At 57.1% G+C, this 22,826-nt stretch carries 25 protein-coding genes; 11 read left to right on the top strand and 14 right to left on the bottom strand.

The window, feature by feature from the left end:
• The first annotated feature begins 166 nt into the window (after positions 1 to 166).
• On the top strand, positions 167 to 478 hold the full coding sequence (locus SHEW_RS02230; RefSeq protein ID WP_011864240.1) for a hypothetical protein: 312 nt from the start codon (positions 167 to 169) through the stop codon (positions 476 to 478).
• Between the two features lie 182 nt (positions 479 to 660).
• Positions 661 to 960, top strand: a complete 300-nt coding sequence (locus SHEW_RS02225) for a hypothetical protein (protein ID WP_049766486.1) — start codon at positions 661 to 663, stop codon at positions 958 to 960.
• 21 nt (positions 961 to 981) lie between these two features.
• On the opposite strand, the gene SHEW_RS02220 is transcribed toward SHEW_RS02225, so the two are convergent.
• On the bottom strand, positions 982 to 1,491 hold the full coding sequence (locus SHEW_RS02220; protein ID WP_011864238.1) for a DUF4240 domain-containing protein: 510 nt from the start codon (positions 1,489 to 1,491) through the stop codon (positions 982 to 984).
• A 285-nt stretch (positions 1,492 to 1,776) separates the two neighbouring features.
• Here SHEW_RS02220 and SHEW_RS02215 point away from each other — a divergent pair, with 285 nt between their 5' ends.
• The 7 genes from SHEW_RS02215 to SHEW_RS02190 all read left to right on the top strand — a co-directional run bounded on the left by SHEW_RS02215 (position 1,777) and on the right by SHEW_RS02190 (position 7,441).
• Positions 1,777 to 2,187, top strand: coding sequence for a hypothetical protein (locus SHEW_RS02215; protein WP_011864237.1), 411 nt, complete (start codon positions 1,777 to 1,779; stop codon positions 2,185 to 2,187).
• 254 nt (positions 2,188 to 2,441) lie between these two features.
• Entirely contained in the window at positions 2,442 to 2,714 is a 273-nt protein-coding gene (gene hbs, locus SHEW_RS02210) for a non-specific DNA-binding protein Hbs (protein ID WP_011864236.1), read from the top strand.
• A gap of 239 nt (positions 2,715 to 2,953) precedes the next feature.
• Positions 2,954 to 3,646: a TorF family putative porin gene (locus SHEW_RS02205; protein WP_011864235.1), complete on the top strand. Its 693-nt coding sequence runs from the start codon at positions 2,954 to 2,956 to the stop codon at positions 3,644 to 3,646.
• Positions 3,647 to 3,974: 328 nt separating this feature from the next.
• Positions 3,975 to 4,148 (top strand): hypothetical protein, encoded by a 174-nt coding sequence (locus SHEW_RS20800; RefSeq protein WP_011864234.1) that lies wholly within the window; start codon positions 3,975 to 3,977, stop codon positions 4,146 to 4,148.
• Positions 4,149 to 4,378: 230 nt separating this feature from the next.
• Entirely contained in the window at positions 4,379 to 5,332 is a 954-nt protein-coding gene (locus SHEW_RS02200) for an HlyD family secretion protein (RefSeq protein WP_011864233.1), read from the top strand.
• Positions 5,332 to 6,354: an ABC transporter ATP-binding protein gene (locus tag SHEW_RS02195; RefSeq protein ID WP_011864232.1), complete on the top strand. Its 1,023-nt coding sequence runs from the start codon at positions 5,332 to 5,334 to the stop codon at positions 6,352 to 6,354. Before SHEW_RS02200 ends, SHEW_RS02195 begins: the two co-directional genes overlap by 1 nt.
• Positions 6,341 to 7,441 (top strand): ABC transporter permease, encoded by a 1,101-nt coding sequence (locus SHEW_RS02190; RefSeq protein ID WP_011864231.1) that lies wholly within the window; start codon positions 6,341 to 6,343, stop codon positions 7,439 to 7,441. The genes SHEW_RS02195 and SHEW_RS02190 overlap by 14 nt, the downstream gene beginning before the upstream one ends.
• Before the next feature lie 77 nt (positions 7,442 to 7,518).
• On the opposite strand, the gene SHEW_RS02185 is transcribed toward SHEW_RS02190, so the two are convergent.
• Positions 7,519 to 8,892 carry an alanine/glycine:cation symporter family protein gene (locus SHEW_RS02185; RefSeq protein ID WP_011864230.1) on the bottom strand — a complete coding sequence of 458 codons (1,374 nt, stop codon included), beginning with the start codon at positions 8,890 to 8,892 and terminating at the stop codon, positions 7,519 to 7,521.
• A gap of 204 nt (positions 8,893 to 9,096) precedes the next feature.
• On the bottom strand, positions 9,097 to 9,519 hold the full coding sequence (locus SHEW_RS02180) for a helix-turn-helix domain-containing protein (RefSeq protein ID WP_011864229.1): 423 nt from the start codon (positions 9,517 to 9,519) through the stop codon (positions 9,097 to 9,099).
• A 77-nt stretch (positions 9,520 to 9,596) separates the two neighbouring features.
• Here SHEW_RS02180 and SHEW_RS02175 point away from each other — a divergent pair, with 77 nt between their 5' ends.
• On the top strand, positions 9,597 to 10,082 hold the full coding sequence (locus SHEW_RS02175; protein ID WP_011864228.1) for a DUF2938 domain-containing protein: 486 nt from the start codon (positions 9,597 to 9,599) through the stop codon (positions 10,080 to 10,082).
• A gap of 66 nt (positions 10,083 to 10,148) precedes the next feature.
• Here SHEW_RS02175 and SHEW_RS02170 read toward each other — a convergent pair whose 3' ends face one another.
• The 6 genes from SHEW_RS02170 to pmbA all read right to left on the bottom strand — a co-directional run bounded on the left by SHEW_RS02170 (position 10,149) and on the right by pmbA (position 15,756).
• Positions 10,149 to 10,397 carry a PspC domain-containing protein gene (locus tag SHEW_RS02170; RefSeq protein WP_011864227.1) on the bottom strand — a complete coding sequence of 83 codons (249 nt, stop codon included), beginning with the start codon at positions 10,395 to 10,397 and terminating at the stop codon, positions 10,149 to 10,151.
• 185 nt (positions 10,398 to 10,582) lie between these two features.
• Positions 10,583 to 11,812, bottom strand: a complete 1,230-nt coding sequence (gene arsJ, locus SHEW_RS02165) for an organoarsenical effux MFS transporter ArsJ (protein ID WP_041406895.1) — start codon at positions 11,810 to 11,812, stop codon at positions 10,583 to 10,585.
• Positions 11,813 to 11,815: 3 nt separating this feature from the next.
• Entirely contained in the window at positions 11,816 to 12,826 is a 1,011-nt protein-coding gene (locus SHEW_RS02160; RefSeq protein WP_011864225.1) for an ArsJ-associated glyceraldehyde-3-phosphate dehydrogenase, read from the bottom strand.
• 35 nt (positions 12,827 to 12,861) lie between these two features.
• Entirely contained in the window at positions 12,862 to 13,896 is a 1,035-nt protein-coding gene (gene arsB / locus SHEW_RS02155; RefSeq protein WP_011864224.1) for an ACR3 family arsenite efflux transporter, read from the bottom strand.
• Positions 13,897 to 13,899: 3 nt separating this feature from the next.
• Positions 13,900 to 14,247: a metalloregulator ArsR/SmtB family transcription factor gene (locus tag SHEW_RS02150; protein ID WP_011864223.1), complete on the bottom strand. Its 348-nt coding sequence runs from the start codon at positions 14,245 to 14,247 to the stop codon at positions 13,900 to 13,902.
• Between the two features lie 168 nt (positions 14,248 to 14,415).
• Positions 14,416 to 15,756, bottom strand: a complete 1,341-nt coding sequence (pmbA, locus tag SHEW_RS02145; RefSeq protein ID WP_011864222.1) for a metalloprotease PmbA — start codon at positions 15,754 to 15,756, stop codon at positions 14,416 to 14,418.
• A gap of 149 nt (positions 15,757 to 15,905) precedes the next feature.
• Here pmbA and yjgA point away from each other — a divergent pair, with 149 nt between their 5' ends.
• On the top strand, positions 15,906 to 16,445 hold the full coding sequence (yjgA, locus tag SHEW_RS02140; RefSeq protein WP_041406308.1) for a ribosome biogenesis factor YjgA: 540 nt from the start codon (positions 15,906 to 15,908) through the stop codon (positions 16,443 to 16,445).
• A gap of 36 nt (positions 16,446 to 16,481) precedes the next feature.
• On the opposite strand, the gene SHEW_RS02135 is transcribed toward yjgA, so the two are convergent.
• From SHEW_RS02135 to tldD, 5 genes are all read right to left on the bottom strand, one after another.
• Positions 16,482 to 17,627, bottom strand: a complete 1,146-nt coding sequence (locus SHEW_RS02135; protein WP_011864220.1) for an ABC transporter permease — start codon at positions 17,625 to 17,627, stop codon at positions 16,482 to 16,484.
• Positions 17,624 to 18,796 (bottom strand): ABC transporter permease, encoded by a 1,173-nt coding sequence (locus SHEW_RS02130; RefSeq protein ID WP_011864219.1) that lies wholly within the window; start codon positions 18,794 to 18,796, stop codon positions 17,624 to 17,626. Before SHEW_RS02130 ends, SHEW_RS02135 begins: the two co-directional genes overlap by 4 nt.
• Before the next feature lie 12 nt (positions 18,797 to 18,808).
• Positions 18,809 to 19,780, bottom strand: coding sequence for an HlyD family secretion protein (locus tag SHEW_RS02125; RefSeq protein ID WP_011864218.1), 972 nt, complete (start codon positions 19,778 to 19,780; stop codon positions 18,809 to 18,811).
• Positions 19,770 to 21,173 carry a TolC family protein gene (locus tag SHEW_RS02120; protein WP_011864217.1) on the bottom strand — a complete coding sequence of 468 codons (1,404 nt, stop codon included), beginning with the start codon at positions 21,171 to 21,173 and terminating at the stop codon, positions 19,770 to 19,772. The genes SHEW_RS02125 and SHEW_RS02120 overlap by 11 nt, the downstream gene beginning before the upstream one ends.
• A 192-nt stretch (positions 21,174 to 21,365) precedes the next feature.
• A complete protein-coding gene (gene tldD, locus SHEW_RS02115) occupies positions 21,366 to 22,814 on the bottom strand; it encodes a metalloprotease TldD (RefSeq protein ID WP_011864216.1) in 1,449 nt (482 codons plus the stop codon).
• Positions 22,815 to 22,826 lie beyond the last annotated feature (12 nt).

The following is a 22,826-nucleotide window of genomic DNA, read 5'->3' as shown; positions in this document are numbered from 1 at the left end:
ATAGGCTTAATGCAAAATCCTGGCGAATCTTTTCGCCATCATTTACTTATTGGACAAGCGCAATTAACCCTTTTCTCCCCAGCCCACAGTTTTTGGCAGCCTTTGTATCAATTTGCTTCGAGCCTGGGGTAGACTCACAGGGCAAGCAAGACTACTAAGGTAAATCATGCAAAATCGATCTTCTCTGCTGTTCGTCGTCATCCTCTTTTCGTTGCTGGCCGGCGCCCTCTATTGGATCACTATAGAGGAGGAGACCCAGCAGGCCCCAGAAACCTGGTCAGCCTTCGTCTATGCCCATGGCTACAACTCGGGCCGCTACAAGAAAACCGACGACTTCGAGGATTACCAAAGCTGTAAGGCCTTCGCCACCGAGCAGGCCAAGGAGCTTGGCGATGTCTTATGGGAGTGTGGCCTCAGGTGTCGCTTCGACAACAGCCGTCAGGGCTTTCAGTGCGAGACCATGCAGAATCAGGAGTGAGTCAGCCGCCTTTCATCGCTCAGCGAGCCAATTTGATTTGTTCGTTTTTTATTCAGCTTCTGTTCAAGCTATTGCCATTAACATAGGTATCAATGAAACGGCAGCAGCACTCGGGCGGCAGCAAACACAGCCCCAGATGCCGACAACAGATTGAATTTAAGACACCGACAGGAGCTATGACAATGAGCAAGCTAACCCACAAAAGATTCTCAGGTAGATTCGCCCTATTGGCCTCGCTAATCCTTGGTTTCGCCTTTATCTCAGGCGCCAACGCCAATGAGCTTAGCGACAGCGAACGCGCCGCGGTAGAACAACACTTCCAGATTCTGGACCAACAGCAAGAAGCGAGCGATAACCAGACGCTCGACGGCTTTCAGGCCGATCTCGACAGCCAGCTGGAACAGGCCGAAGAGGAGTTTATGGAAGGCGCCTGCGCCGAGCATGAACTAACCTTCGATAGCGATAGCCAGGTCTGCTACTAGAGCGGGCTTAGTAAGGGCTCGCTAGAAAGGAAATAGCTGAAACAGCTGAGGGTAAGTCGCCTTCAGCTGTTTTTTCTTGGGCGAAAACTTCTTGCCCTGAGGCGTCGCCTGCCCAGAAGGCACAAAGGGCAGCTCCTCGCCGGTGCGATCTTCATAGATCTGCCCCGCGATCAGATCGTAATCCTCTACGAAGGGATAGGCATAGCCATCCTTCTCCGGCCAGGCGGGCAGCTCGGCCAAGGCATCGGGGTCAAGCAGTATCCGCTCGAACCACTCCTGCCCCAGGGAGATCAGAAAGGCGCGAAATTCGGCAAAGCCATATTCGCTGTCACACCCGGTCACTATGTAGGCGGCGCCCCACAGCGACCAGAGGTAAGATCGGCGCATCTGCTGCGAGAAGAACTTATCGAAGGCCGCCAAGTCTTGGTTGTCGAGTTCGTTCAGCTTCGCCTTAAGCTCTGCCGCCAGGCTCTCCTGATCTTGCTCTGGCTTGCTGCGGGTGACTAACTGCCAAAATTCATTCTCGTTCATGCTCTTCTCATACCAAACGTGGTTTATGGTTAACGATTGCCTTCATATTTACTCCTGCCCTGCGTATCCGAACTCACTTGTATCAAACGATAGGCCAAACAGAGGCCACATCTTACCCTAAGCCAGCCCGGCTGGCAGCAGGGCCTTTGCAATTTAGCCAAAGCATTAGACATTTAGGTAAAGCATTAGACATTTAGGTAAAGCATTAGACATTTAAGTAAAGCGTTGGACTAAATCGCGCCATTTTTCTACACTGCGGGGCAAATCATTCACCCAAGAGCCAAGATGAACCGACCAAGTCCCAGCATACTGCTACTGATCGCCCTCTATATTGTTATCGCCATCCTCGCCGGTTGGCGCGCCCTGGACAGCCAGACCTTAGATCTCTTTACCCTGGGCGTGATCCCTGTGCTCATCGGCCTCATCGCCCGCACCAGCTGGGCAAGCCTAGTGCTGAAGATCTATATCGGCATACAAACCCTGGGCTTCACGGCGCTGGGCGCCACGGCGGTGATCGCCTATCAGATCACCCCGGAGGACGTTAAGGTAGTGGTGCGTGGTCAGGAGCTGCCCATCTGGGCCATCGCCCTAGTCGTCACCGCACTGCTGAGTTTCCAGTGGTATATGGCCTTCTCCAAGGGACTGAAACAGTACCTGCCGCAGGCGGCTCAAACCAGCGACCAGACCAAGGCTTAATCCCTCTATCGGGGAGGTTTACATCCCATCTCCTCCCCAGCCCTTATCTGACCGGCCTTCGTGCCAATTCAGTCAAATCCAGGCCGCTTTCCTCTGTCACAGGGTTAAATTTTTACTGAATTTGACTGAAAGCACCCTTTGAGCGCATAAAACCGCTTTCATTATAGGGATGCTTGTGGCATGTTAAGTCCAGCAATTGCAAGTATCTAATGTAATTGGTATTACTAAATCTACGGAAAGAAGAGACTATCCAAATGAATAAAACTGAACTTGTTGCAAAAATAGCGGAAAGCGCTGAACTCACTAAAGCTGAAGCTGCTCGCGCCTTAAAGTCTTTCGAAGAAACGGTAGCGGAAGCGATGAAGAACGGCGAAAAAATCTCTATTGTAGGTTTTGGTTCTTTCGAGACCACTAGCCGTGCAGCACGTACAGGCCGCAACCCACAGACGGGCAAAGAAATTCAGATCCCAGCGGCTGTAGTACCTAAGTTTAAAGCCGGTAAGACGCTAAAAGACAGCGTAAACTAAATCGGTATTTAATCCGTCGAAAAAACCTCCTTCATGGAGGTTTTTTTATGCACCCTCCTAGTGCATCCTCTGCCTCATTTTTAACCAATTCGTTACCTACTTCTGATGCAAATAAAATAAACACCTGAAAAATAACAGATAAATATTTGGCACACTCTTCGCTATAGCTTGTACGCGGCCTGACAATACTCATAACAACAGGCAGGGCCGCTCCCATAGACCAATAAGAAGGAATGAGTATGAAACAAGCATTGCGAACCCTAAGCCTACTCGCGGGCACCTTGATGGTTGCCCTACCGGCCAGCGCTAGCGTCACGGGCAACATAGGCGCAACCTCCAACTACTTGTGGCGCGGTGCCACACAGACGGGAGACGCGCCCGCGGTTCAAGGCGGCATAGACTTCGAACACGACAGCGGTCTCTACCTCGGAACCTGGGCGTCCAATGTGGATTTCGGCGACGACACCAGCTACGAGATCGACTTCTACGGCGGCTATGCCGGCAGCATAGGGGAAGACTTTGGGTATGACATCAGCTATCTCTACTACGCCTACCCAGACAGCGATTCGAGCATAGACTTTGGTGAAGTCACCCTGGCCCTGAGCTGGAAGTGGTTCAGCATCGGCTATTCAAAGGTGGTCAATGCCGGCAGCGACGTGGCATCGGCTCCTTTCGATGAGAAAGATCTCAGCTATATCAACGCAGGCGTCAGCTTCCCACTGTCGGAGACACTGTCTATCTCGGCCCACTATGGCTACTCCAGCGGTGATGTCGTCAACGCCTGGTTCGATACCGACAACTATGCCGACTACTCTTTGTCTCTGGATAAGGAAACCGACTTCGGCACCATCTCCTTCCTGGTCAGCGATACCGATCTCGAGGATGACGATCCTAAAGTGGTCGTTGGCTACAGCTATAGTTTCGATTTGTGATCTAAATTTAAATGAGTTGCCACTAATTTAGCTGGCAACTCATTATTGCTCTAGAAATATTTCAATTAAAAACAGTCAATTAAAAACACTTCACCCGTCTATTCGCTCACATTTTGTCTAAATCCACGACAAACACAATAGTGTTAACTCGATCAAACAAAAATCGAAAATCCCCTGCTATTTTTCTCATTAGCGCTCGCTAATGTGCTCACACCTTAGGACGCTAAACTAGCTAACGCTTTGACTCAGTTAACTTTATGTTAAAGCGGCTCAGTGCTAAGCGGCACCAAATGAGTGCACAAGCACTTTATTTGACGAGGATTTCACTATGGCTCAGTTACTCGATGTTATTCCGAACGATGCTGAAATCGAAGCGATCACAGCACCCAAAAACCCTAAGGCGGCCTGTGAGTTGCAACACAGACGCGAAGTCAAACGTCGCCTGGAAGAGTTACTCGAAGAGGCGGCACTCAAACGCGCCATGGGGGGAGATTTCTACTAACCCCAGACTCCTTTGCCTCCTTCGCGCGACCACTGCATGGGGCCAGGCTCCATGCAGGCGTTTGCTCTCGACCTTGAGCATAAGCCTTGAGTACATCAAGGATATAGCACTCAAACTCAGGGCTCAAAGATTCCCCTTCTACCCAGGTTAAATTGGTGTAAGATTAAATTCAGTACATAACTTATTGATAGTCATAATTCTTCCAAGCGGTTCGTCTGCAAGAGGTCATCATGACGCTAAGCAAATCCTTACGCCTTATCGCCCCACTTATCCTGCTGCTAAGCGGCTGTCAGGGCGCCGAGCCGCCCCAGGCTCTGGGCACCTTAGAGCGAGACCGGGTACTCCTGCGCGCCACCACCTCAGAGATCATCACGGGCTTACCTAAACGCGAAGGTAGCCTAGTCACCCAAGGCGAGTTGCTACTGCAATTCGACACCCGCAAACAACTTGCACGTGTTGCCAACGCCCAGGCCCAGTGGCAGAAGGCACAGGCCTACCTGCTCAGGCTCACCAATGGCGAACGCCCGGAGGATATCGCCAGCGCCCAGGCCAATCTGGAGCGTGCCACCGCCGCCATGGTGCAGGCGGAGAAGACCTACAGGCGCATCGACAAACTCAAGCGACAGAACCTGGTAAGCCAGCAGGAGCTGGATCAGGCCGTTGCTAGCCGGGATCAGACCATCGCCGAACATAACGCCGCGAACGAAGCCTTGAGTAAACTGATTGTCGGCGTGCGTCAGGAAGATATTCAGCAGGCCCAGGCGGCACTGGATGCGGCGGCCGCCGAGCTGGATCTGGCGCGCCAGCTGCTGGAAGATCTCAGCATCACGGCGACCCGCAGCGGTCGCCTCGACAGCCTGCCCTTTAACCTCGGCGAACGAGTGCCCGCCAACGCCGTGGTAGTGGCGATTCAGGCCGACAAGGCCGCCTATGCCAGGGTCTATATTCCCGCCCCCGCCATGGCCAAACTCACCATTGGGATGCAGCTAAAAGTCCATGTCGACGGTCAGGCGCAGCCCTTTACCGGCACGCTACGCTGGCTCAGCAAGGAGCCGGCCTTCACCCCCTATTACGCCTTGAATCAGCAGGACAGGTCTCGCCTCGTCTATCTGGCGGAGTTCGATCTCGACGACAGGGCTCAGAGCCTGCCCACGGGGATCCCCGCCCAGGTGGAGCTGCCCTGATGCCGTTAAATGCGGATCTGGCCATAGATGCCCGAGGCGTCGATAAGCGGTTTGGCGACCTACTTGCGGTTGCCGAGCTGGATCTACAGGTGCAGAAGGGGCACATCTACGGCTTTCTCGGCCCCAATGGTTGCGGCAAGTCCACCACAATACGCATGCTCACCGGCCTCTTGACCCCAACCCGGGGCGAGATCTCCGTGCTCGGCATGGCCATCCCCCAGCAGGCCGAGGCCCTCAGGCGGCGCATAGGCTACATGACCCAGAAGTTCTCCCTCTACGAAGACCTGAGCGTCAGGGAGAACCTGCAATTTATCGCCGACATCTATGGCCTGGGTGCCAGGGAGAGCAAACGCAAGATAGATGAGCTGATCGATACCTATCATCTCGACGCCCAGCGCCAGCAGCTAGCGGGCACCCTCAGCGGCGGGCAGAAGCAGCGCCTGGGGCTGGCCTGCGCCTGCATCAATGAGCCCGAGCTGCTGTTTCTCGACGAGCCCACCTCGGCGGTGGATCCTCAAAACCGGCGCGACTTCTGGGAGCAGCTATTCGATCTCTCCGAGCGCGGCACCAGCATACTGGTCACCACCCACTACATGGACGAGGCGCAGCGCTGCCACCAGCTGGCGATCATGGAAAGCGGCCACATTCGTGCCAAGGGCAATCCTCAGGCGCTCCTTGAGGCGATGCCACTGCATGTCATAGAGATAGCTGGCCACAGACTGCGCCAGCTAAAGTCACACCTGAGCCAGTTCAGCGAGATCCCCTCCGCCGCCCAACTCGGCGACCGTCTGCGAGTCCTAGTCGATAAGCAGATAGCAGATCCCATCCCTTGGCTGCTGGAGAAGAGTCGCACCATGACAGGGCAACTAACGCCTGAACCGCTGAGCCCAAATCAATTTAACGCTAGCCAACTAAAGCCAAATCAATTAAGCCTGGTCTCACCCAACCTGGAAGATCTCTTCGTTTCCGTCACCGGTAAGGGACTCAAGACTTCTAGGGAGGCTGCAGATGTTACTCGCTAGCCTGAGGCGGATAAAATCGATCACCACCAAGGAGATCCGCCAACTCAAACGGGATCGCATTACCTTCGGCATGGTGGTGATGATCCCCCTGATCCAGCTGTTGCTGTTTGGCTACGCCATCAATACCGATGTGCGTAACGTGCCCGTGGTGGTGGTGGACCAGAGCCACTCCGCCGCCGGACGCTGGATCGTCGAGGCCGTCAAGGTGACTCAGGTGGTCAGCATAGAGAAGCACTATGCCAGCGCCGAGGAGGCCGAGGCCGCCATCACCCGTGGCGAGGTGCGCGCGGCGCTGATATTGCCGCCTAACCTTACCGAGAAGCTCGCCAACGGCGAGACACTGGGCCAATGGGTGGTCGACGGTTCGGATACTATGGTGGCCTCGGCCATCAGCCAGCTGAGGAACATGCCGCTGGATCAGATCACGGGCCAAGACACCCAGCGGCTGCCCACCTTCGAGGTCGCCCTCTTCTACAACCCAGAGCAGCGCTCGGCGGTCAACATAGTGCCAGGGCTGATCGCGGTGATCCTCACCATGACAATGATCCTCTTTACCTCGGCGGCCATAGTAAGAGAGCGCGAACGTGGCAACCTGGAGCTGCTGATCACCACCCCCATCAAGCCCTTAGAGTTGATGCTCGGTAAGATAGTCCCCTATATCTTGGTGGGGCTGGTGCAGATGACCATCATCCTCGGGCTTGGGCATCTTATCTTCGATGTGCCCATCAATGGCGCCATCGCCCAACTGCTGATGGGCACCCTGCTCTTCATCGCCGCCAGCCTCACCCTGGGGCTGATCATCTCCACCATAGCCAAGACCCAGCTACAAGCGATGCAGATGACTATCTTCATCATACTGCCCACTATCTTGCTGTCGGGCTTCATGTTTCCCTTCGAGGCCATGCCTAAGCCGGCCCAGTGGATCGCCGAGCTGCTGCCCGCCACCCACTTCATGCGCATCATTCGCGCCATCGTCCTGCGGGGCGGCGCCCTGAGCGACATGCAGTTCGATGCCCTCTGGCTTATCGGCTTCACCCTGGTCGGTATCTTGGTCGCCTCGCTGCGCTTCAATAAGCGCCTCGATTGATTCCAGAACTGAGGTACAAAAAAAGCGCCCTTTTGGGCGCTTCTTCAATTCAACAAACTCAGGCTCTAACAGTTTGCTTAGCTACTGGCTTCTGCTTCCTGCTGACGCTTCTTGATGAAGTACTCACGGGTCAAGCCGAAGACCACAGGGCTAAGCAGCGACAGGGCGATCAGGTTTGGTATCGCCATCATGGCGTTCAGGGTATCGGCCAGCAGCCAGATGAAGTCGAGCGAGCTGACGGCCCCTAGGGGAACAACAATGACCCAGATGGCTCTGAAGGGTTTTACCGCGCGCACACCAAACAGGTACTGCACACACTTCTCGCTATAGACGCTCCAACCCAGGATGGTGGTGAAGGCGAAGATAGAGAGGGCGATAGCCACGATATAGTTGCCCATAGGCAGGGCGTGAGAGAAGGCATAGGAGGTCAGCGCCGCGCCATTCTCACCCGATGTCCAGGCACCGGAAACGACAATCGCCAGACCGGTAATGGTACAGACCACCAGGGTATCGATGAAGGTACCCAGCATAGCCACTAGGCCTTGGGCCACAGGGTTATTGGTCTGCGCCGCCGCGTGGGCGATAGGCGCACTACCCAGACCGGCCTCGTTAGAGAAGACGCCGCGGGCCACACCAAAGCGCACCGCCGCCCATACTGCCGCCCCGGCAAAACCGCCCTGGGCCGCCACAGGATTGAAGGCGCTGTGAACGATAAGGGCGATAGCATCTGGGATCGCTGCGGCATTAACCACTATCACCGACAGACCGGCGGCAATATAGAATACCGTCATCAGAGGCACCAGCTTACCCGCCACATCGGCGATACGCTTGATACCGCCCATCAGCACGGCGCCCACCAGCACCATGAGCACCAGACCCGTCACCCAAGTCGGCACACCGAAGTTGCTGTTAAGGGCATCGGCCACAGAGTTGGCCTGTACCGTGTTGCCGATACCGAAACCGGCAAAGGATCCAAACAGGGCGAAGGCGGTACCCAGCCAGGCCCACTTGCTGCCCAGACCATTCTTGATGTAGTACATTGGGCCGCCGATATGGTTGCCGTTATCATCCACTTCGCGGTATTTCACCGCCAGCACGGCCTCGGAAAACTTAGTAGCCATACCCACCAGGGCGGTACACCACATCCAGAACAGGGCACCTGGGCCACCGATAAAGATGGCAGTGGCCACCCCTGCGATATTACCCGTGCCTATGGTGGCCGACAGCGAGGTCATCAGGGCATTGAAGGGGCTGATCTCCCCCTTCATCTGCTTATCCTTGTCGGGAATACGTCCGGACCAGAGTAGCTTAAAGCCGGTACCCAGCTTAAGGATCGGCATCAACCGCAAGCCAAAGGAGAGAAAGAGTCCCACGCCTAAGATCATCACGAGCATGGGAGTACCCCATACGAACCCGTTGATCGTACTGACAAATTCAGTAATACCTTCCATTCAAACCTCGTCGTTTTTATCGTTATTTTGGTGATCTACGCCACGCTCTGTTGATTGCATCCCAGAGTACAACGAAAAGCGTTCAAAATGAAAGCAGCGATTGTTAACAAATTGAAACAAAGAGAGATGTTAGCCGAAGCGGCGAGCCTAACACCGAAGAATAAGACTCAAGGGATGTTCAGGGTGTTAGACGCAAGCGAGCCGCTAGCGCCTTGGCAGAGAAGGCTTATCCTGAGGGTCAAATGCACCGGCTGCGGCGGCCTTCATCAGACGGCGAAACTTGGGGCATTCCATGTGACTGGGCGCGGTGCAGTTGGCGGCGTGTCTCAAACCGTCACGCATCGCCTGCATCCTCAAGATGGTGCGCTCCAGCTCGTCGGCACGGCGCAGCAGCAGCTCTCTGTCTATGAGGGGATCGCCGCCTGTAGCTAGCATGCTGCCAATCTCATCGAGGGATAATCCCGCCGAGCGGCCAAGGGCGATCAACGCCAGACGCTCCAGCACCTCGGCGCCAAATTGGCGGCGAATGCCATGACGTCCCAGCGAGCGGATCAACCCCCGCTCTTCGTAATAACGCAGAGTCGACGCCGGCACGCCCGAGCGCTTGGCGACCTGTGAAATATCCATATCCTTCCCTTGACCTCAAGTCGACTTGAAGTTGTAAGCTAACAATATCAATGGCTTCACACAACAAAGGATTGAATATGTCTCCCCTTATCGACTGCCTCCTCATCGGCCTGGGCGCCACCCTGATCATGGATCTTTGGGGCCTGGTGCGTCATCCCCTGCTGGGTATGCCGCTGCCAAGCTATTATCTGGTGGGCCGCTGGCTGGGCCACATGCCCAAAGGGCAGTTTCGTCACCAAGCGATAGCAAAGGCCTCCCCAGTCCCGGGTGAGACCCTCATAGGTTGGTTGGCCCACTATCTCATCGGCGTTAGCTTTGCCGCCCTTTTGCTGCTCATTACCGGCTCAAAATGGCTCACCAGCCCAAGCCTGACCCCCGCCCTCGCGGTGGGCTTAGTCACTGTGCTCGCCCCCTTCTTGCTGATGCAACCCGGCATGGGCGCAGGCATCGCCGCCTCACGTCTGCCCAACCCCGGCCAGGCACGGCTACACAGCCTGATCACCCATGGCGTATTCGGGCTCGGCCTCTACCTCTCGGCGCTAGGCCTCCGACTCTTTAACTGAGACAAACTACTTTAAATTGAAGGGGAATGAACGGAGACACAAACGCATAGGTGCAGGATCGGCCAATCAACGAGCTTGGTTGGCCTTTCGCTGCAACTGACGGCGCATCGCTTGGGTTGTGGGATATTTTGGCAACACTAACCAGCACACCAGATAGACTAAAACCGGTAGGAAGAAGAATAGGCTGCTAAGGACAAAAGCGACCCGCAATCCGTTGACTCGCCAACCGAAATAGTCGGCCAACCCAGAGCAGACGCCGGCGATAACGCCCTTCTCACCCCGGGTTAATATCTTAATTTTCTCTAAATCCGCCATGAAAATCCCTTTTAAATTCAGATTACTATTAACAAGCGGTCACGCTTGAACCTAGAGTCACTATAACCAAATTCTCTTGATTTTGTTACACCAAGAGTCTAAGTCTTGATATATGAGTTCTTAAGCAGTTCCCGCTGTTGCTAGAATATTTAGCAACCTCAAAGCATTCAGTCTTCATTCCAAAGCTAGCGCCTCGGCAGCCCCACGCTTATCACAACCGTCAGCCCGAGCAGCCCTGTAGAGATCCACAGGCAAGCCCCCAGCCCATAGGCCTGGTACACCCAGCCAGAGAGGATAGTGCCCAGCAGGCGCCCCATGGCATTAGCCATGTAGTAGAAGCCCACATCCAGGGAGACGCCATCGTCGCTGGCATAGCTGACAATCAGGTAACTGTGCAGGGAGGAGTTCACCGCAAACACGGCGCCAAACAGCATCAGGCCGAGCAGCAACACGCCGAGATTGAACCCGGGCGCCAGTGCCGCCAACTCACCACTCATCAAATAGGCGATCAGCGCGGGGATAATTGTCAGGGCACTTGCCCACCACATGGCGCTGCGCCCGTCGGGCACCTGGCCGCTGGCCTTGCCCGTAACCCTGGGCGCCAGGCTCTGCACCGCGCCATAGCCGATGATCCACAGCGCCAGGAAGCCACCCACCTGATAGTGGTCCCAGCCAAATTGACTGGCGAGATAGACAGGCAGTGCCACCACAAACCAGACATCGCGGGCGGCAAACAGGCACATGCGCGCCGCCGAGAGTATGTTGATCGCCCGGCTCTTGGAAAACAACTCGGTAAACTTAGGCTTGTTCTTGGCCTTGCCGAGATCTTGCTTGAGCTTGATGATGCTCACCAGCCAGACGATAGCCAGAAGCGCCGCCATCAGACCGATCGCCCCCTTGAAGCCCAGCAGCGCCAACAGGGCGCCGCCGAGGAAGAAGCCCGCCCCCTTGAGGGCATTCTTAGAGCCGGTCAGCACGGCAATATACTTGTACAGCCTGTCCTCTTCCCCCTTGGCCACCAGCATCTTCACGCTGCTCTTGGCGCTCATCTTGTTGAGATCTTTGGCGATCCCCGATAGCGCCTGGGCCGCCATCACCCAAGGCACGACAAGCCAGCTACTGGGCACCAACAACATGGCCAAGGCCGCCACCTGCAGCCCGAGGCCGATGTTCATGGTGCGATTGAGCCCGAGGCGAGCCCCCAGATAGCCGCCCACCAGATTGGTCACCACGCCGAAGATCTCGTAGAAGAGGAACAGCATGGCGATGGACAGCGGCGAATAGCCAAGCTGGTGAAAATGCAGCACCACCAGCATGCGCAGCGCGCCGTCGGTGAGTGTGAAGGCCCAGTAGTTGCCCGTCACCAGCAGATACTGGCGCATCTCGCTTGGCAGGGCGCGCAGGCTGGCAAGCATCATTTAGGCCTTATCCATGCGGCCGACCATACGCGCCAGTTCGGCGGTGCGGTTGGCATAGCCCCACTCGTTGTCGTACCAGACGTAGAGCTTGAGTTGAGTGCCGTTGATCACCATGGTCGACAGGGCATCGACTATGCTGGAGCGGGGATCTGTCTTGTAATCCACAGAGACCAGCGGGCGCTCCTCGTAGCCGAGAATATCTTTAAGTTCACCTTCGGCAGCCGCCTTAAACAGGGCGTTGACCTCCTGCTCGGTCACCGGGCGTTGCATCTCAAACACACAGTCTGTGATGGAAGCATTTGCCAGGGGCACACGCACCGCATGGCCGTTTAACTTACCCTTCAGCTCGGGGAAGATGTGGGTAATTGCAGTAGCCGAGCCCGTGGTGGTGGGGATCAGTGACTGGCCGCAGGCGCGGGCACGGCGCAGATCCTTATGGGGCGCATCTAAGATGGTCTGAGTATTGGTGATGTCGTGAATGGTCGTCATGGAGCCATGCTTGATGCCGATCTGCTCGTGCAGCACCTTCACCACAGGCGCCAGACAGTTGGTAGTGCAGGATGCCGCGGTGACGATAGGATATTTGTCCTTATCATACAGCTGATGGTTAACCCCCATGACGATGTTAAGTACGCCCTCTTCCTTCACCGGCGCGGTCACCACCACACGCTTCACGCCTTGATCCAGATAGGCCTGCAGCAGCGCCTTAGTCTTCATCACCCCTGAGGCCTCGATCACCAGGTCACAGCCAGACCAATCGGTGTCGCCGATGGCGCGGTTGGCACTGGTGTTGATGCGCTTGTCACCTATGATGATCTGCTCGCCCTCGGCGACGGCATCATGGTTCCAGCGGCCATGGATGGAGTCGAAGGTCAGCAGATGCGCCAGGGTGGCGGCATCGCCCGCCGGGTCGTTGATCTGCACAAACTCGATATCGTCCCACTCCCAAGCGGCGCGCAGCGCCAGGCGTCCCATGCGGCCAAAGCCGTTAATTCCCACTTTGATTGTCATCTTATCGTCCTATTCGTTAGATTCGCGCTAACCGTCTAGGCCTTGCCCAGACCGCGCAGGTAATTGGTTTTATCCCGATTGACGAAGGCCACCAGGGAGAGCATCACAGGCACCTCCACCAGCACACCAACCACGGTCGCCAGGGCTGCCCCCGAGTGCAGACCAAACAGGGAGATGGCCACGGCCACCGCCAGCTCGAAGAAATTAGAGGTGGCTATCATACAGGCGGGCGCCGCCACATCCTGCTCTAGCCTCATCCGCTTGGCCGCCAGATAGGCGATGAAGAAGATGCCGTAGGTCTGCAGCAGCAAGGGGATGGCGATCAGCAAGATGTTTTGCGGCTGAGCCAATATGGTGTTGGCCTGCAGGCCAAACAGCAGCACAACTGTGGCCAGCAGGCCCAGGATAGACCAGGGCTTGAGGCGGGCGACGAAGGCCTCGACACTCAAAATATGACCCTTTTTATTCAATACCTTGCGCGTCGCTATGCCCGCTACCAGGGGCAGCACTACATAGAGCACCACAGAGATCAGCAGAGTCTGCCAGGGCACCTGAATATCACTCACCCCAAGCAGGAAGGCGCAGATGGGGGCAAAGGCGAACACCATGATGATGTCGTTCACCGACACCTGTACTAGGGTGTAGTTAGGATTGCCCTTGGTGAGCTGACTCCAGACAAACACCATGGCGGTACAAGGTGCGACGCCCAGTAAGATCATGCCGGCGATATACTCGCTAGCGGTCTGGGGATCGACCCAGGAGGCAAACAGTACACGAAAGAAGACCCAGCCCAGCAGCGCCATGGTAAAAGGCTTGATCAGCCAGTTCACCACCAAGGTCAGCAGCAGCCCCTTGGGGCGCTTGCCCACATCCTTCACCGCAGAGAAGTCGATCTGCACCATCATGGGGTAGATCATCACCCAGATCAGCACAGCAATCAGTAGATTGACGCTGGCGTACTCGAACGAGGCGATCAGGGCAAACTGCTGCGGCAGCAGATAACCCAGGCCGACGCCGGCGACTATGGCCAGCCCCACCCAGACACTCAGATAACGCTCAAATAATCCCATGGTTTATCCCTTACAGCAGACTTGCACCCGCTCGGGGCGCTGACCCATCTTGGCCAACCTGGCCTGGGCCTGACTCAACAGCTGAGGGTTGCCCGCCAGCGTCTTTTGGATCACCTCGCCCGCCCAGTCGGGCAGCTCAGGGTTAATACGGTAGAACACCCACTGGCCCTGGCGGCGATCGCTGAGCAGTTCCGCCTTGCGTAGCTGCGCCAGATGACGCGAGACCTTGGGCTGACTCTCGTCCAGCGCCACCATCAATTCGCACACACACAGCTCGCCCTCGGCCTGGATCAGCAGCAGGCTCAGCAGACGGGTCTCATCGGACAGGGCTTTAAAGATTGCTACAGCCATCAATAGCTCCTCAAACAAATATATGGCTAAGCATATATATGGTCATCCATATATACAAGTCGTGATGACCACATTTTTGCCCTGGCAGATTAGTTTAACGCACAAAAAAGCGAGCCATCGGGCTCGCTTTAAGGTCGCTAAAAATGTCAGGCTAATCAGGCCCTAGGATTAGTTACCAGCAATCTTCATCTCGTCGAGCAGAATGGCGCCGGTGCGGATAGAGGAGCGCAGGTCCTGCTCCTTACCTACGGCCACCATGTTGCGGTACATCTCCTTGAGATTACCGGCTATGGTGATCTCTTCCACTGGATAGAGGATCTCACCATTCTCCACATAGAAACCGGCGGCGCCGCGAGAATAGTCGCCGGTCACGCCATTCACGCCCTGACCCATCACCTCGGTGACGATAAGGCCTGTGCCCATCTGTTTCACCAGCTCATCGAAGGTCTGTCCGGTATGGGACAACGTCCAATTATAGATGCCACCGGCATGGCCTGTGTTAGTCAGCCCTAACTTGCGCGCCGAATAACTGGTCAGCAGGTAAGTCGAGAGTACGCCGCTGTCGATGATGTTGCGATCGATCGTCGCCACCCCTTCGCTGTCATACCAGGCACTGGCCAGCGCGCCCTTGAGGTGCGGCTGCTCGGCGATGGTGAACCACTCGGGGAAGATCTGGGTGTCTATGGCGTCGAGCAAAAAGCTCGACTTGCGATACAGGCTACTGCCACTGATGGCGCCCACCAGGTGGCCCATGAGGCCGGTCGCCACATCGGGTGCGAACAGAATAGGCAGCTTAGTGGTGGCAATCTTACGCGCACCGAGACGGCTCAGGGTCTTCTTGGCTGCCTGCTGGCCCACGGCCTCTGGCGTCCACAGGTCGTCGAAGCGGCGGGCGACGGTATAGTCATAGTCACGCTGCATATGGCCATCTTGCTCGCCGATCACCACACAGCTCAGGCTGTAGCGTGAGCTGACGTAACCGTTGAGGAAGCCATGGCTGTTACCATACACCTTGGCACCCGTATGGGCGTTGGCGCTGGCACCGTCGGAGTTTTTAATGCGAGCATCGGCATCCAGGGCCGCAGTTTCGGCGCGGGCCGCCAGGGCTTCGAGCTCGGCGGGCGTGGTCTCGTGAGGATAGTAGAGTTCTAGATCTTCGATCTGCTTAGCCATCAGCTCGGCATCGGCTAGGCCGTTGAATGGGTCTTCCGAGGTGAAGCGGGCGATATCATCGGCGGCCTTAACGGCGCGGCGAATCGCCTCTGGGCTCAGATCTGAGGTCGACGAGCTCCCCTTGCAGCCATCTCGAAACAGGGTGATCCCCAGTGCACCATCTTTATTAAACTCAACGGTCTCAACCTCTTTCAAGCGCGTCGAGACAGAGAGTCCCTGCTGCTTGCTGATGGCCACTTCAGCCCCCGAGGTGCCCAACTTGGCGGCATATTCTAATGCCATAGACACGGCGTCTTTCAATGAATTCAATTCGGTTTCGATGCTTGGAGAAGCCACAGATCTACTCTTTTGTTATCAATCGTGGCCGTAGCATAGCAAACCCGTCGGGCTTTCACATTAAATAACTGAGTCGTTTCGTAGGCGATATTGGCCGGAAATGTTATGATTAGGGGAGTTATGGCTTGGACCCCAGAGATTTTTTAATGATGAATATTGTTGGCGACTCAGAACACTTTAAACAGCCCTTCGATCATGACGATGATTACGTCAGCAGAGCCGATATAAAGCGCGAAATTGCCATTTACCAAGAGCTAGGTAAGAAACTGGTCTCCCTCAGCAAGAGTCAGCTGAAGAAGCTTGAGCTGGATGAGCTGCTACACGACAACATTTTGAAGGCCAAGACTATCCGTATCAACAGCGAGGCTCACCGCCGCCAGCTGCACTATGTGGGTAAACTGATGCGCAGCGTCGATATCGACGAGCTGCAGGAAAACCTGAAGAACGTGCTTAACCAGAACCGCAACGAAAGCTCTAAGCAGAACGTCGCCGAGAAGCAGAAAGATCATCTGCTGACAGGCGGTGATGAGGCGATTCAGACCCTGCTCGAGCAGCATCCCGGCCTCGAGCGCCAGAAGCTACGCCAGCTGGTGAGACAGGCCAACAAGGAGCTGGCCAAACAGCCTGAGACGGCCTCTAAGTCAGCCGCCGAGCTGGTGAAGTACTTGCGCGCCGAGACCGGCGAATAGCCACCAGCCTTAAACGAAAGATGAAACAGCCCGCCGCTAGTGCGGGCTTTTTCTTGTCTCGAGTCTGAGACGCAGCCCGAGATAGGCCAGCAGCAGATAGAAGAGCACCAGGCCCCACAGCTGCCACCATAGCGGCGCGACGCTCTGCCAGTCCGCCCCCATCTGATTAAGCTGTAACATTCCCTTGATGGTCACCACCCCGGGGATCAGCTGAGACACGGCCTGCAGCGGCGCGGGGATCAGCTCCACCGGCCAGACGAAGCCCGACACAAACAGGATAGGCATGGAGATCAGCAGTAACACCTGGGTCGGTAGATCCCGGCGCACAAACAGGCTGCTAAAGGCGATACCCGCCAGGCTAGTGGCCAGCAAGAAGGGCAGCAGAAACAGACAGACCTGCCCCAGGTTGCCCTGCACGCCCACCTGATACCAGTAGTGGCAGTAGCCTATGTAGTAGGCGGTAAACAGGCTATAGATGAGGCCGAAGGTGGCCACCCTGGCGCTCAGCAGCTGCCCGAGCCCCACGCTGTGCCAATACCCCTGACGCCGCCACTGACCTGCGCCCAGTATGCCGGTGCCGATCAGCAGGGTCTGATGCAACACCAACAGGAGCACGCCGGGCACCACGTAGGAGGTATAGCCCAGGCTGGGATTGAAAGCTGGCACGCTGTTGAGATGAATCGGCTCAAGCTCGCGCTGAACCTGCTTGGCCGCCTCGCCTCTGGCCAGCAGCCCCTGGAACTGAATATATTTCCCCGCATCGATCCCCACAGACACCAGCCCCTCGAGGATCGCCGAGTAGACCAGAAAATAGTTGGCATCGCCGCCATAGGCCAGAGTGACGCCGCGCTGGCGCAGCAGATCCCGGCGAAACCCCTCGGGGATCACCAGATAGCCATGGGCCTGCCCTGAGTTGACGGCGGCCTGTGCCTGGGTCAGGTCATCCACCTGAGCCACTACCTCCAGCTTAGGGCTGGCCTGGGCATGTCGGATCACCAGGCGACTCAGGCTGGAGTGATCGCCATCGACCACCACTATCTGCTGCCGGGTCGGCACCTCGTTAAGATAAGGCAAGGGATAGAGTACCGAATAGAAGATCACCCCGCCAAACAGGGTGATGGCGATCGCCTTGTCGGTAACGATAGCCTTAAGCTCTTCAAACATCAGGGCAAAAAGGTTCATCCCTGCCCCTCCACTATCTGCGCCTGGTCCAACTGCTCACCAGTCTGTTCCCGGCGCATCTTAGCCAGCATCAAGGCGATCACCGGCAGCAACAGCAGGAAGCCCCAGTAGCTCGACAGCTGGGAGACTAATGCCTGAGTCTCCTGACCATAGGCGATGACGCCGATATGGGTATTGACATAGTGGCTCGAGGGCATGATCTGTCGCCACCACTGCGCCAGAAGCGGCATCTCGTGGGTGGGGAAAGTCACCCCCATGAAGGCGAAGGAGGGCGCGAACAAGGCGGTGCAAAAGCTGATCACCCGGGCCGAATCTTGCAGCAGGGCGAAGATGGTCAACACAATAAGCCACACAGCCAGGAGCATCACCAGCTGTGCGATGAGCAGCTGACCCAGGCCGCCGCGCATCGGCAATCCCAGATAGCCATAGAGCCAGGCGTAGACAAGCCCCAGCTGCAACATCAGCAGTGGGGTATAGACCAAGACCTTACTCAGCAGCACCCGGTAGGTGCCTAGGCTAAACCACTCGGCCAGGGTCTCGCGCCTCAGCTCCTCGGTAAGGGCATTGGCAAACACCAGCATGGCCACTATCTGCACCAGGGCGATCAATATCGGCGGCACCAGGAAGGCCACATAGTTGTTGTTGGCGTTATAGAGTGCGCTGCTCTGGGTCTTTATCAGATTCAGGTTAATCTCCGCCTGCACAGGCGGCACGCCAGATGCCAGCTGCTTCAGCCTCGCCTTCTGTTTGAGGCCATCGGCCAGGCTGAGCTGGATCTGGCTGGAGAGCAGCTTGCCCACCAGCAGAAACTGGGCGTTGTAACGGATATCGATGCTGGGCTGATGCCCTATCATCAGGTCCTGATTCAACTTGAAGGGGAGCACCACCATGGCATAGGCCTCGGCCCTCTCCATGGCGGCCTGTGCCTGGCCGATATCCTGATAGCTCACTGGGCTGATCACCGAGTTGGCACTCAACTGACGCACCAGCATGCGGCTCAGCTGGCTCTGATCCTGATCCACCACGGCCACAGGCAGGGCGCGAGGCAGCCCGGCGCTAAACAGCCACCACAGGGCGAGCGTACCCAGCAATGGCAGATAGCTGACCAGGGCGAGCTGCCAGGGCGACTGCCACAGCCGCCTGAGCTCCCGCGTGATGAGTTGCCCCATGGACGCCAAGGCCTATTGCACCAACAGGCTGGTCATACCCACCCTCAGGTCGGCGATGGGGGTTACGGGTCTTAGCTCCATCTCGAAGGTGCGCATATCGAAGTCGTGGCCACTCTCGGTGGAGCGCCAGGTGGCGAAATGGCCCATGACGCTGATGTGCGCCACCTTGAAAGGGTAACGCTCGCCGAGCGCCGGGATCTCCACCTCCAGGGTATCGCCCACCTTAAAGCCCTTAAGCTGATCTTCACGCACCTGAAACACGGCCCAGGCATCCTGCATGTCGATAACACTCACCACAGGAAAGCCGCTTGGCGCCAGCTCGCCCGGGTGCAGCAGTACCTCGCTAACCTCGCCGGACTTGGGCGAGCGCATCTGGCTGTCAGCCAAAATGGCGCTGACCTCTTTCACCGCCCCCTCGGCCATGCGGGCATTGCCTTCGGCCGCGGCCTTGGTCTCTTCACGGGCGCCCTCTTCGGCCATCTGATACATGGCATAGGCCGCCTGCTGGGTGTACTTGGCCGCCTGCCACTGGGTAAAGGCCTCGTCGCGTTTCTGACGGGCTAGTACGCCTTCGCTAAACAGGGCTTCTACCCGCTTGTAGGTGGTCTCGGCCAGGGTAGCCGCCGCCTTCGCCTTTAGCCATTGCTCCTTAGAAGCCGCCACCTGCTGCTTACGTGCGCCGTTATCCGCCTCCTGTTGCAACGCCTTGGCGGCATCGCGGCCCCCTTGAGCCTGCATCAGCTTGGCATTGAGCTCAGGGCTGTCGATGGCAAACAGGAGATCGCCTTCGGCCACCTGGTCGCCGCGACGCACCATGACCTGCGCCACGCGCCCTGGGACCTTGGAGGAGATGTTGTACTCTCTGGCCTCTATCTGCCCCTGCAGTCGCTCGGCCTTGGGCGTATGAGCCAGCATCAAGCCGTAGGCCAGGATGGCCACCAAGGCGATTAGGGCGACAATGGCTAGGATTCTGTTAGTGCGCATCAGCTCTCTCCTGGGCGGTGCGTGAACGACCGATAAATTCATCTAACTGGCCACTGATGGCCATCAATCTGGCGTAGGCCTGTACATAGCGGTACTGGGCCGCCAGCTGCTGGGTCTGCACGCCGCTCAGCTTAAGCTCGGCGTCCACCTTCTCGATAGAGGTCGACAGCCCCTGGCTGAAGGCGAGATCCCTTAGGCGTTTGTTTTCTTTGGCAAGCGACAGCGACAGGTCGAGGGACTCAGTCTCCTCCCTGGCCTGCTGCAGTTGGCGATAACTCTGATCCAGCAGCAGGCTGAGATCCTGCTGGGTCTGTGCCTTGGTGTAGCGCGCCTGCAACAGGGCGCTGCGGGCGGCCTCGACCTTGCCGCTACGACCGTCGCGGCTGATAAGCGGGATCTTCACCCCAACGCCGACCATCCAGTCCGGCTCCATCTTGGCCAGCAGACTGTCGTCTTCATATAGTGTGTAGTTACCGTAGAGAAAGACGCTAGGGTAATAACTGCCCTTCTCCACATCGATAAGGCCGTTGGCCTGGGTCTCCTTGGCCTCAAGCAGCTTAAGCGCCGGATGACTAGTCAGGGTCAGCTGACTGAGCAGGCCGAGGGAGGGCGGGTTATCGAGCAGAAACAGCTTAGAGGCGGTATCGACATCGCTCTGATGCAGCATGCGCGACAGGGCTATCTGGCTCATCTCCAGCTGACGCTTGGCGCTGGCATAATCCACCCGGGCATTTTCCAGGGCCACCTGGGCGTTGAGACGCTCCACCTTGGCGATCTGTCCCTGCTGCTCAAGTTTAACCGCATGCTCTGCGTGCTCAGTCAGAGCATCCACCAGCTGACCACGGGTCGCCATCAGGGCGTGGCTCACGGCCACGCCATAGTATCTGTCCACCAGCTGGACGAAGAGATCCCGGGTAGACAGCTGATGCTGCTGCTCCTTCTCGGCCACCTGGGCCTCATGGATCCCCTGGGCGGCGCTGATACGGCCACCGGTATAGATGGGCCACATCGCCTGCAGGCTGGAGCGGAAGACATCCTGCTCGGTAAAAGGGGTGATAAACAGCGACCCCGGAATGGCGCCCAGGGCACCGCCGAGTGCCGGCGGCAAGGTAGCGGGGTCGAGACTGGCTAAGGGGTTGAGATCCCTCAGGTCCAGCTCAAGGGGTTTCTCTAAACGTGTGTAGCTGCCGTTGATCGACAGCGAAGGCAGGTTGAGGTCCTCCCCGGCGGCCTTTTCGGCCTGGGCACGGTTAACCTCCTGCTGGCTGGCCTGCAACTTGTCGCTGACCTGCAACAGCTGCTGCCAGGCATCGCCGAAGGCGAGCTCCTTTGCCTGGGCGGCATTACCCGCCAGAGCTAACAGCGACAGCCAAACAATATGTGAATATCTCATCGACACCTCTAGAGCTAAAACTCTATTTCCTTGGCAAATGTTAACACCCTATGGGGGCGTTGAGAAGCAAGCCTTGTTGGCAAGCCCCTTCACAAGCTGTCGACAGCCTTCCCTAAAGACTCTCTTACAACCACTCCTGTAGAGCGGTATTCACCTCTGACGGCTCTGCCAGAGGCGAGGACGACGGCTGAATTACGCCGTGCCACCTACCGTCAAGCGGTCGAGTTTCAGGCTAGGCTGGCCCACGCCCACGGGCACACTTTGACCATCTTTGCCACAGACACCGACACCCTTATCGAGCGCCAGATCGTTACCCACCATGGAGAGCTGCCCCATGGCCTCGGGACCATTACCAATTAGAGTCGCACCCTTGATCGCCTGGGTGATCTCGCCCTTCTCGATGAGATAGGCTTCAGACGCCGAGAACACAAACTTGCCCGAGGTGATATCGACCTGACCGCCGCCGAAGTTAGGCGCATAGATCCCCTTGTCCACCGACTTGATGATATCTTCAGGCGAGCTGTCGCCGGCTTCCATATAGGTGTTGGTCATGCGCGGCATAGGCAGATGGGCATAAGACTCGCGGCGACCATTACCGGTTGAGGCCTGGCCCATCAGGCGGCCGTTGAGCTTGTCTTGCATATAGCCCTTGAGGATGCCGTCTTGGATAAGCACAGTCTTCTGAGTAGGAACCCCTTCATCGTCTATGCTGAGCGAGCCGCGTCGATTCTCCAGGGTGCCATCGTCCACCACGGTCACCAGGCTAGAAGCCACCTGTTGGCCCACCAAGCCGCTAAAGGCGCTGCTACCCTTACGATTGAAGTCGCCTTCCAGGCCATGACCCACTGCCTCATGCAGCAGGACACCGGGCCAACCCGCGCCCAGTACCACAGGCATCTCACCGGCAGGTGCATCTATGGCGGTCAGATTGACCGAGGCCTGACGCACGGCTTCGCGGGCAAAGGCGAAACAGCTAGGCAGACCATCGTCGCCCGACTCGAAAAACACTTGATAATCATGGCGTCCACCGCCACCGCTGGCGCCACGCTCACGCTTGCCTTCCTGCTCCAGCACCACGCTACAGTTGAAACGTACCAGGGGACGAATATCTGCCGCCAGGGTGCCGTCGCTGGCCGCGACTAAGATCTCTTCATGCACGCCCGACAGGCTGATCACCACCTGTATGATGCGCGGGTCCAGGCTGCGCACGTAGGCATCGGCCTGTTTGAGCAGCGCTATCTTCTTCACCTCTTCCATGGCCGCGATAGGGTCGGCGCTCTGATACAGAGGCGTCACCTTGTGCTGCTTCCATGCCTGGACACGGCCGCTATTGCCCGCCGCAGAGATGCCGCGTGCCGCCTCGACCGCCGCGCTCAGCGCCGCTGGGGTGATCTCGTCGGCATAGGCGAAGCCCGTCTTCTCGCCGCTGATGGCACGCACGCCCACACCGCGCTCGATATGAAAGCTGCCTTCCTTGACTATGCCATCTTCTAACACCCAAGACTCGTGGCGACTGCCCTGAAAATAGAGATCGGAAAAGTCCACCTGATGCTGATGAATGCTATTGATATAGCCTTGCAACTGATCCAGCGACAATCCGTCTTGCAAGAGGCTCTGTTCTACTTGGGTTAAAAATGGCATTAATTTTCTCTC

The sequence above is a fragment of the Shewanella loihica PV-4 genome, from assembly GCF_000016065.1.
Classification (GTDB): Bacteria; Pseudomonadota; Gammaproteobacteria; order Enterobacterales; family Shewanellaceae; genus Shewanella; species Shewanella loihica.
Note: the sequence above shows the minus strand (reverse complement) of the source record. Positions and strands in the feature narration are given on the sequence as shown.

What these genes read in the sequence shown, in the direction of transcription:
- SHEW_RS02230 (WP_011864240.1), top strand. Translation starts at nt 167, where the DNA reads ATGCAAAATCGATCTTCTCTGCTGTTCGTCGTCATCCTCTTTTCGTTG.
- SHEW_RS02225 (WP_049766486.1), top strand. Translation starts at nt 661, where the DNA reads ATGAGCAAGCTAACCCACAAAAGATTCTCAGGTAGATTCGCCCTATTG.
- SHEW_RS02220 (WP_011864238.1), bottom strand. Translation starts at nt 1,491, where the DNA reads ATGAACGAGAATGAATTTTGGCAGTTAGTCACCCGCAGCAAGCCAGAG.
- SHEW_RS02215 (WP_011864237.1), top strand. Translation starts at nt 1,777, where the DNA reads ATGAACCGACCAAGTCCCAGCATACTGCTACTGATCGCCCTCTATATT.
- hbs (WP_011864236.1), top strand. Translation starts at nt 2,442, where the DNA reads ATGAATAAAACTGAACTTGTTGCAAAAATAGCGGAAAGCGCTGAACTC.
- SHEW_RS02205 (WP_011864235.1), top strand. Translation starts at nt 2,954, where the DNA reads ATGAAACAAGCATTGCGAACCCTAAGCCTACTCGCGGGCACCTTGATG.
- SHEW_RS20800 (WP_011864234.1), top strand. Translation starts at nt 3,975, where the DNA reads ATGGCTCAGTTACTCGATGTTATTCCGAACGATGCTGAAATCGAAGCG.
- SHEW_RS02200 (WP_011864233.1), top strand. Translation starts at nt 4,379, where the DNA reads ATGACGCTAAGCAAATCCTTACGCCTTATCGCCCCACTTATCCTGCTG.
- SHEW_RS02195 (WP_011864232.1), top strand. Translation starts at nt 5,332, where the DNA reads ATGCCGTTAAATGCGGATCTGGCCATAGATGCCCGAGGCGTCGATAAG.
- SHEW_RS02190 (WP_011864231.1), top strand. Translation starts at nt 6,341, where the DNA reads ATGTTACTCGCTAGCCTGAGGCGGATAAAATCGATCACCACCAAGGAG.
- SHEW_RS02185 (WP_011864230.1), bottom strand. Translation starts at nt 8,892, where the DNA reads ATGGAAGGTATTACTGAATTTGTCAGTACGATCAACGGGTTCGTATGG.
- SHEW_RS02180 (WP_011864229.1), bottom strand. Translation starts at nt 9,519, where the DNA reads ATGGATATTTCACAGGTCGCCAAGCGCTCGGGCGTGCCGGCGTCGACT.
- SHEW_RS02175 (WP_011864228.1), top strand. Translation starts at nt 9,597, where the DNA reads ATGTCTCCCCTTATCGACTGCCTCCTCATCGGCCTGGGCGCCACCCTG.
- SHEW_RS02170 (WP_011864227.1), bottom strand. Translation starts at nt 10,397, where the DNA reads ATGGCGGATTTAGAGAAAATTAAGATATTAACCCGGGGTGAGAAGGGC.
- arsJ (WP_041406895.1), bottom strand. Translation starts at nt 11,812, where the DNA reads ATGCTTGCCAGCCTGCGCGCCCTGCCAAGCGAGATGCGCCAGTATCTG.
- SHEW_RS02160 (WP_011864225.1), bottom strand. Translation starts at nt 12,826, where the DNA reads ATGACAATCAAAGTGGGAATTAACGGCTTTGGCCGCATGGGACGCCTG.
- arsB (WP_011864224.1), bottom strand. Translation starts at nt 13,896, where the DNA reads ATGGGATTATTTGAGCGTTATCTGAGTGTCTGGGTGGGGCTGGCCATA.
- SHEW_RS02150 (WP_011864223.1), bottom strand. Translation starts at nt 14,247, where the DNA reads ATGGCTGTAGCAATCTTTAAAGCCCTGTCCGATGAGACCCGTCTGCTG.
- yjgA (WP_041406308.1), top strand. Translation starts at nt 15,906, where the DNA reads ATGAATATTGTTGGCGACTCAGAACACTTTAAACAGCCCTTCGATCAT.
- SHEW_RS02135 (WP_011864220.1), bottom strand. Translation starts at nt 17,627, where the DNA reads ATGAACCTTTTTGCCCTGATGTTTGAAGAGCTTAAGGCTATCGTTACC.
- SHEW_RS02130 (WP_011864219.1), bottom strand. Translation starts at nt 18,796, where the DNA reads ATGGGGCAACTCATCACGCGGGAGCTCAGGCGGCTGTGGCAGTCGCCC.
- SHEW_RS02125 (WP_011864218.1), bottom strand. Translation starts at nt 19,780, where the DNA reads ATGCGCACTAACAGAATCCTAGCCATTGTCGCCCTAATCGCCTTGGTG.
- SHEW_RS02120 (WP_011864217.1), bottom strand. Translation starts at nt 21,173, where the DNA reads ATGAGATATTCACATATTGTTTGGCTGTCGCTGTTAGCTCTGGCGGGT.
- tldD (WP_011864216.1), bottom strand. Translation starts at nt 22,814, where the DNA reads ATGCCATTTTTAACCCAAGTAGAACAGAGCCTCTTGCAAGACGGATTG.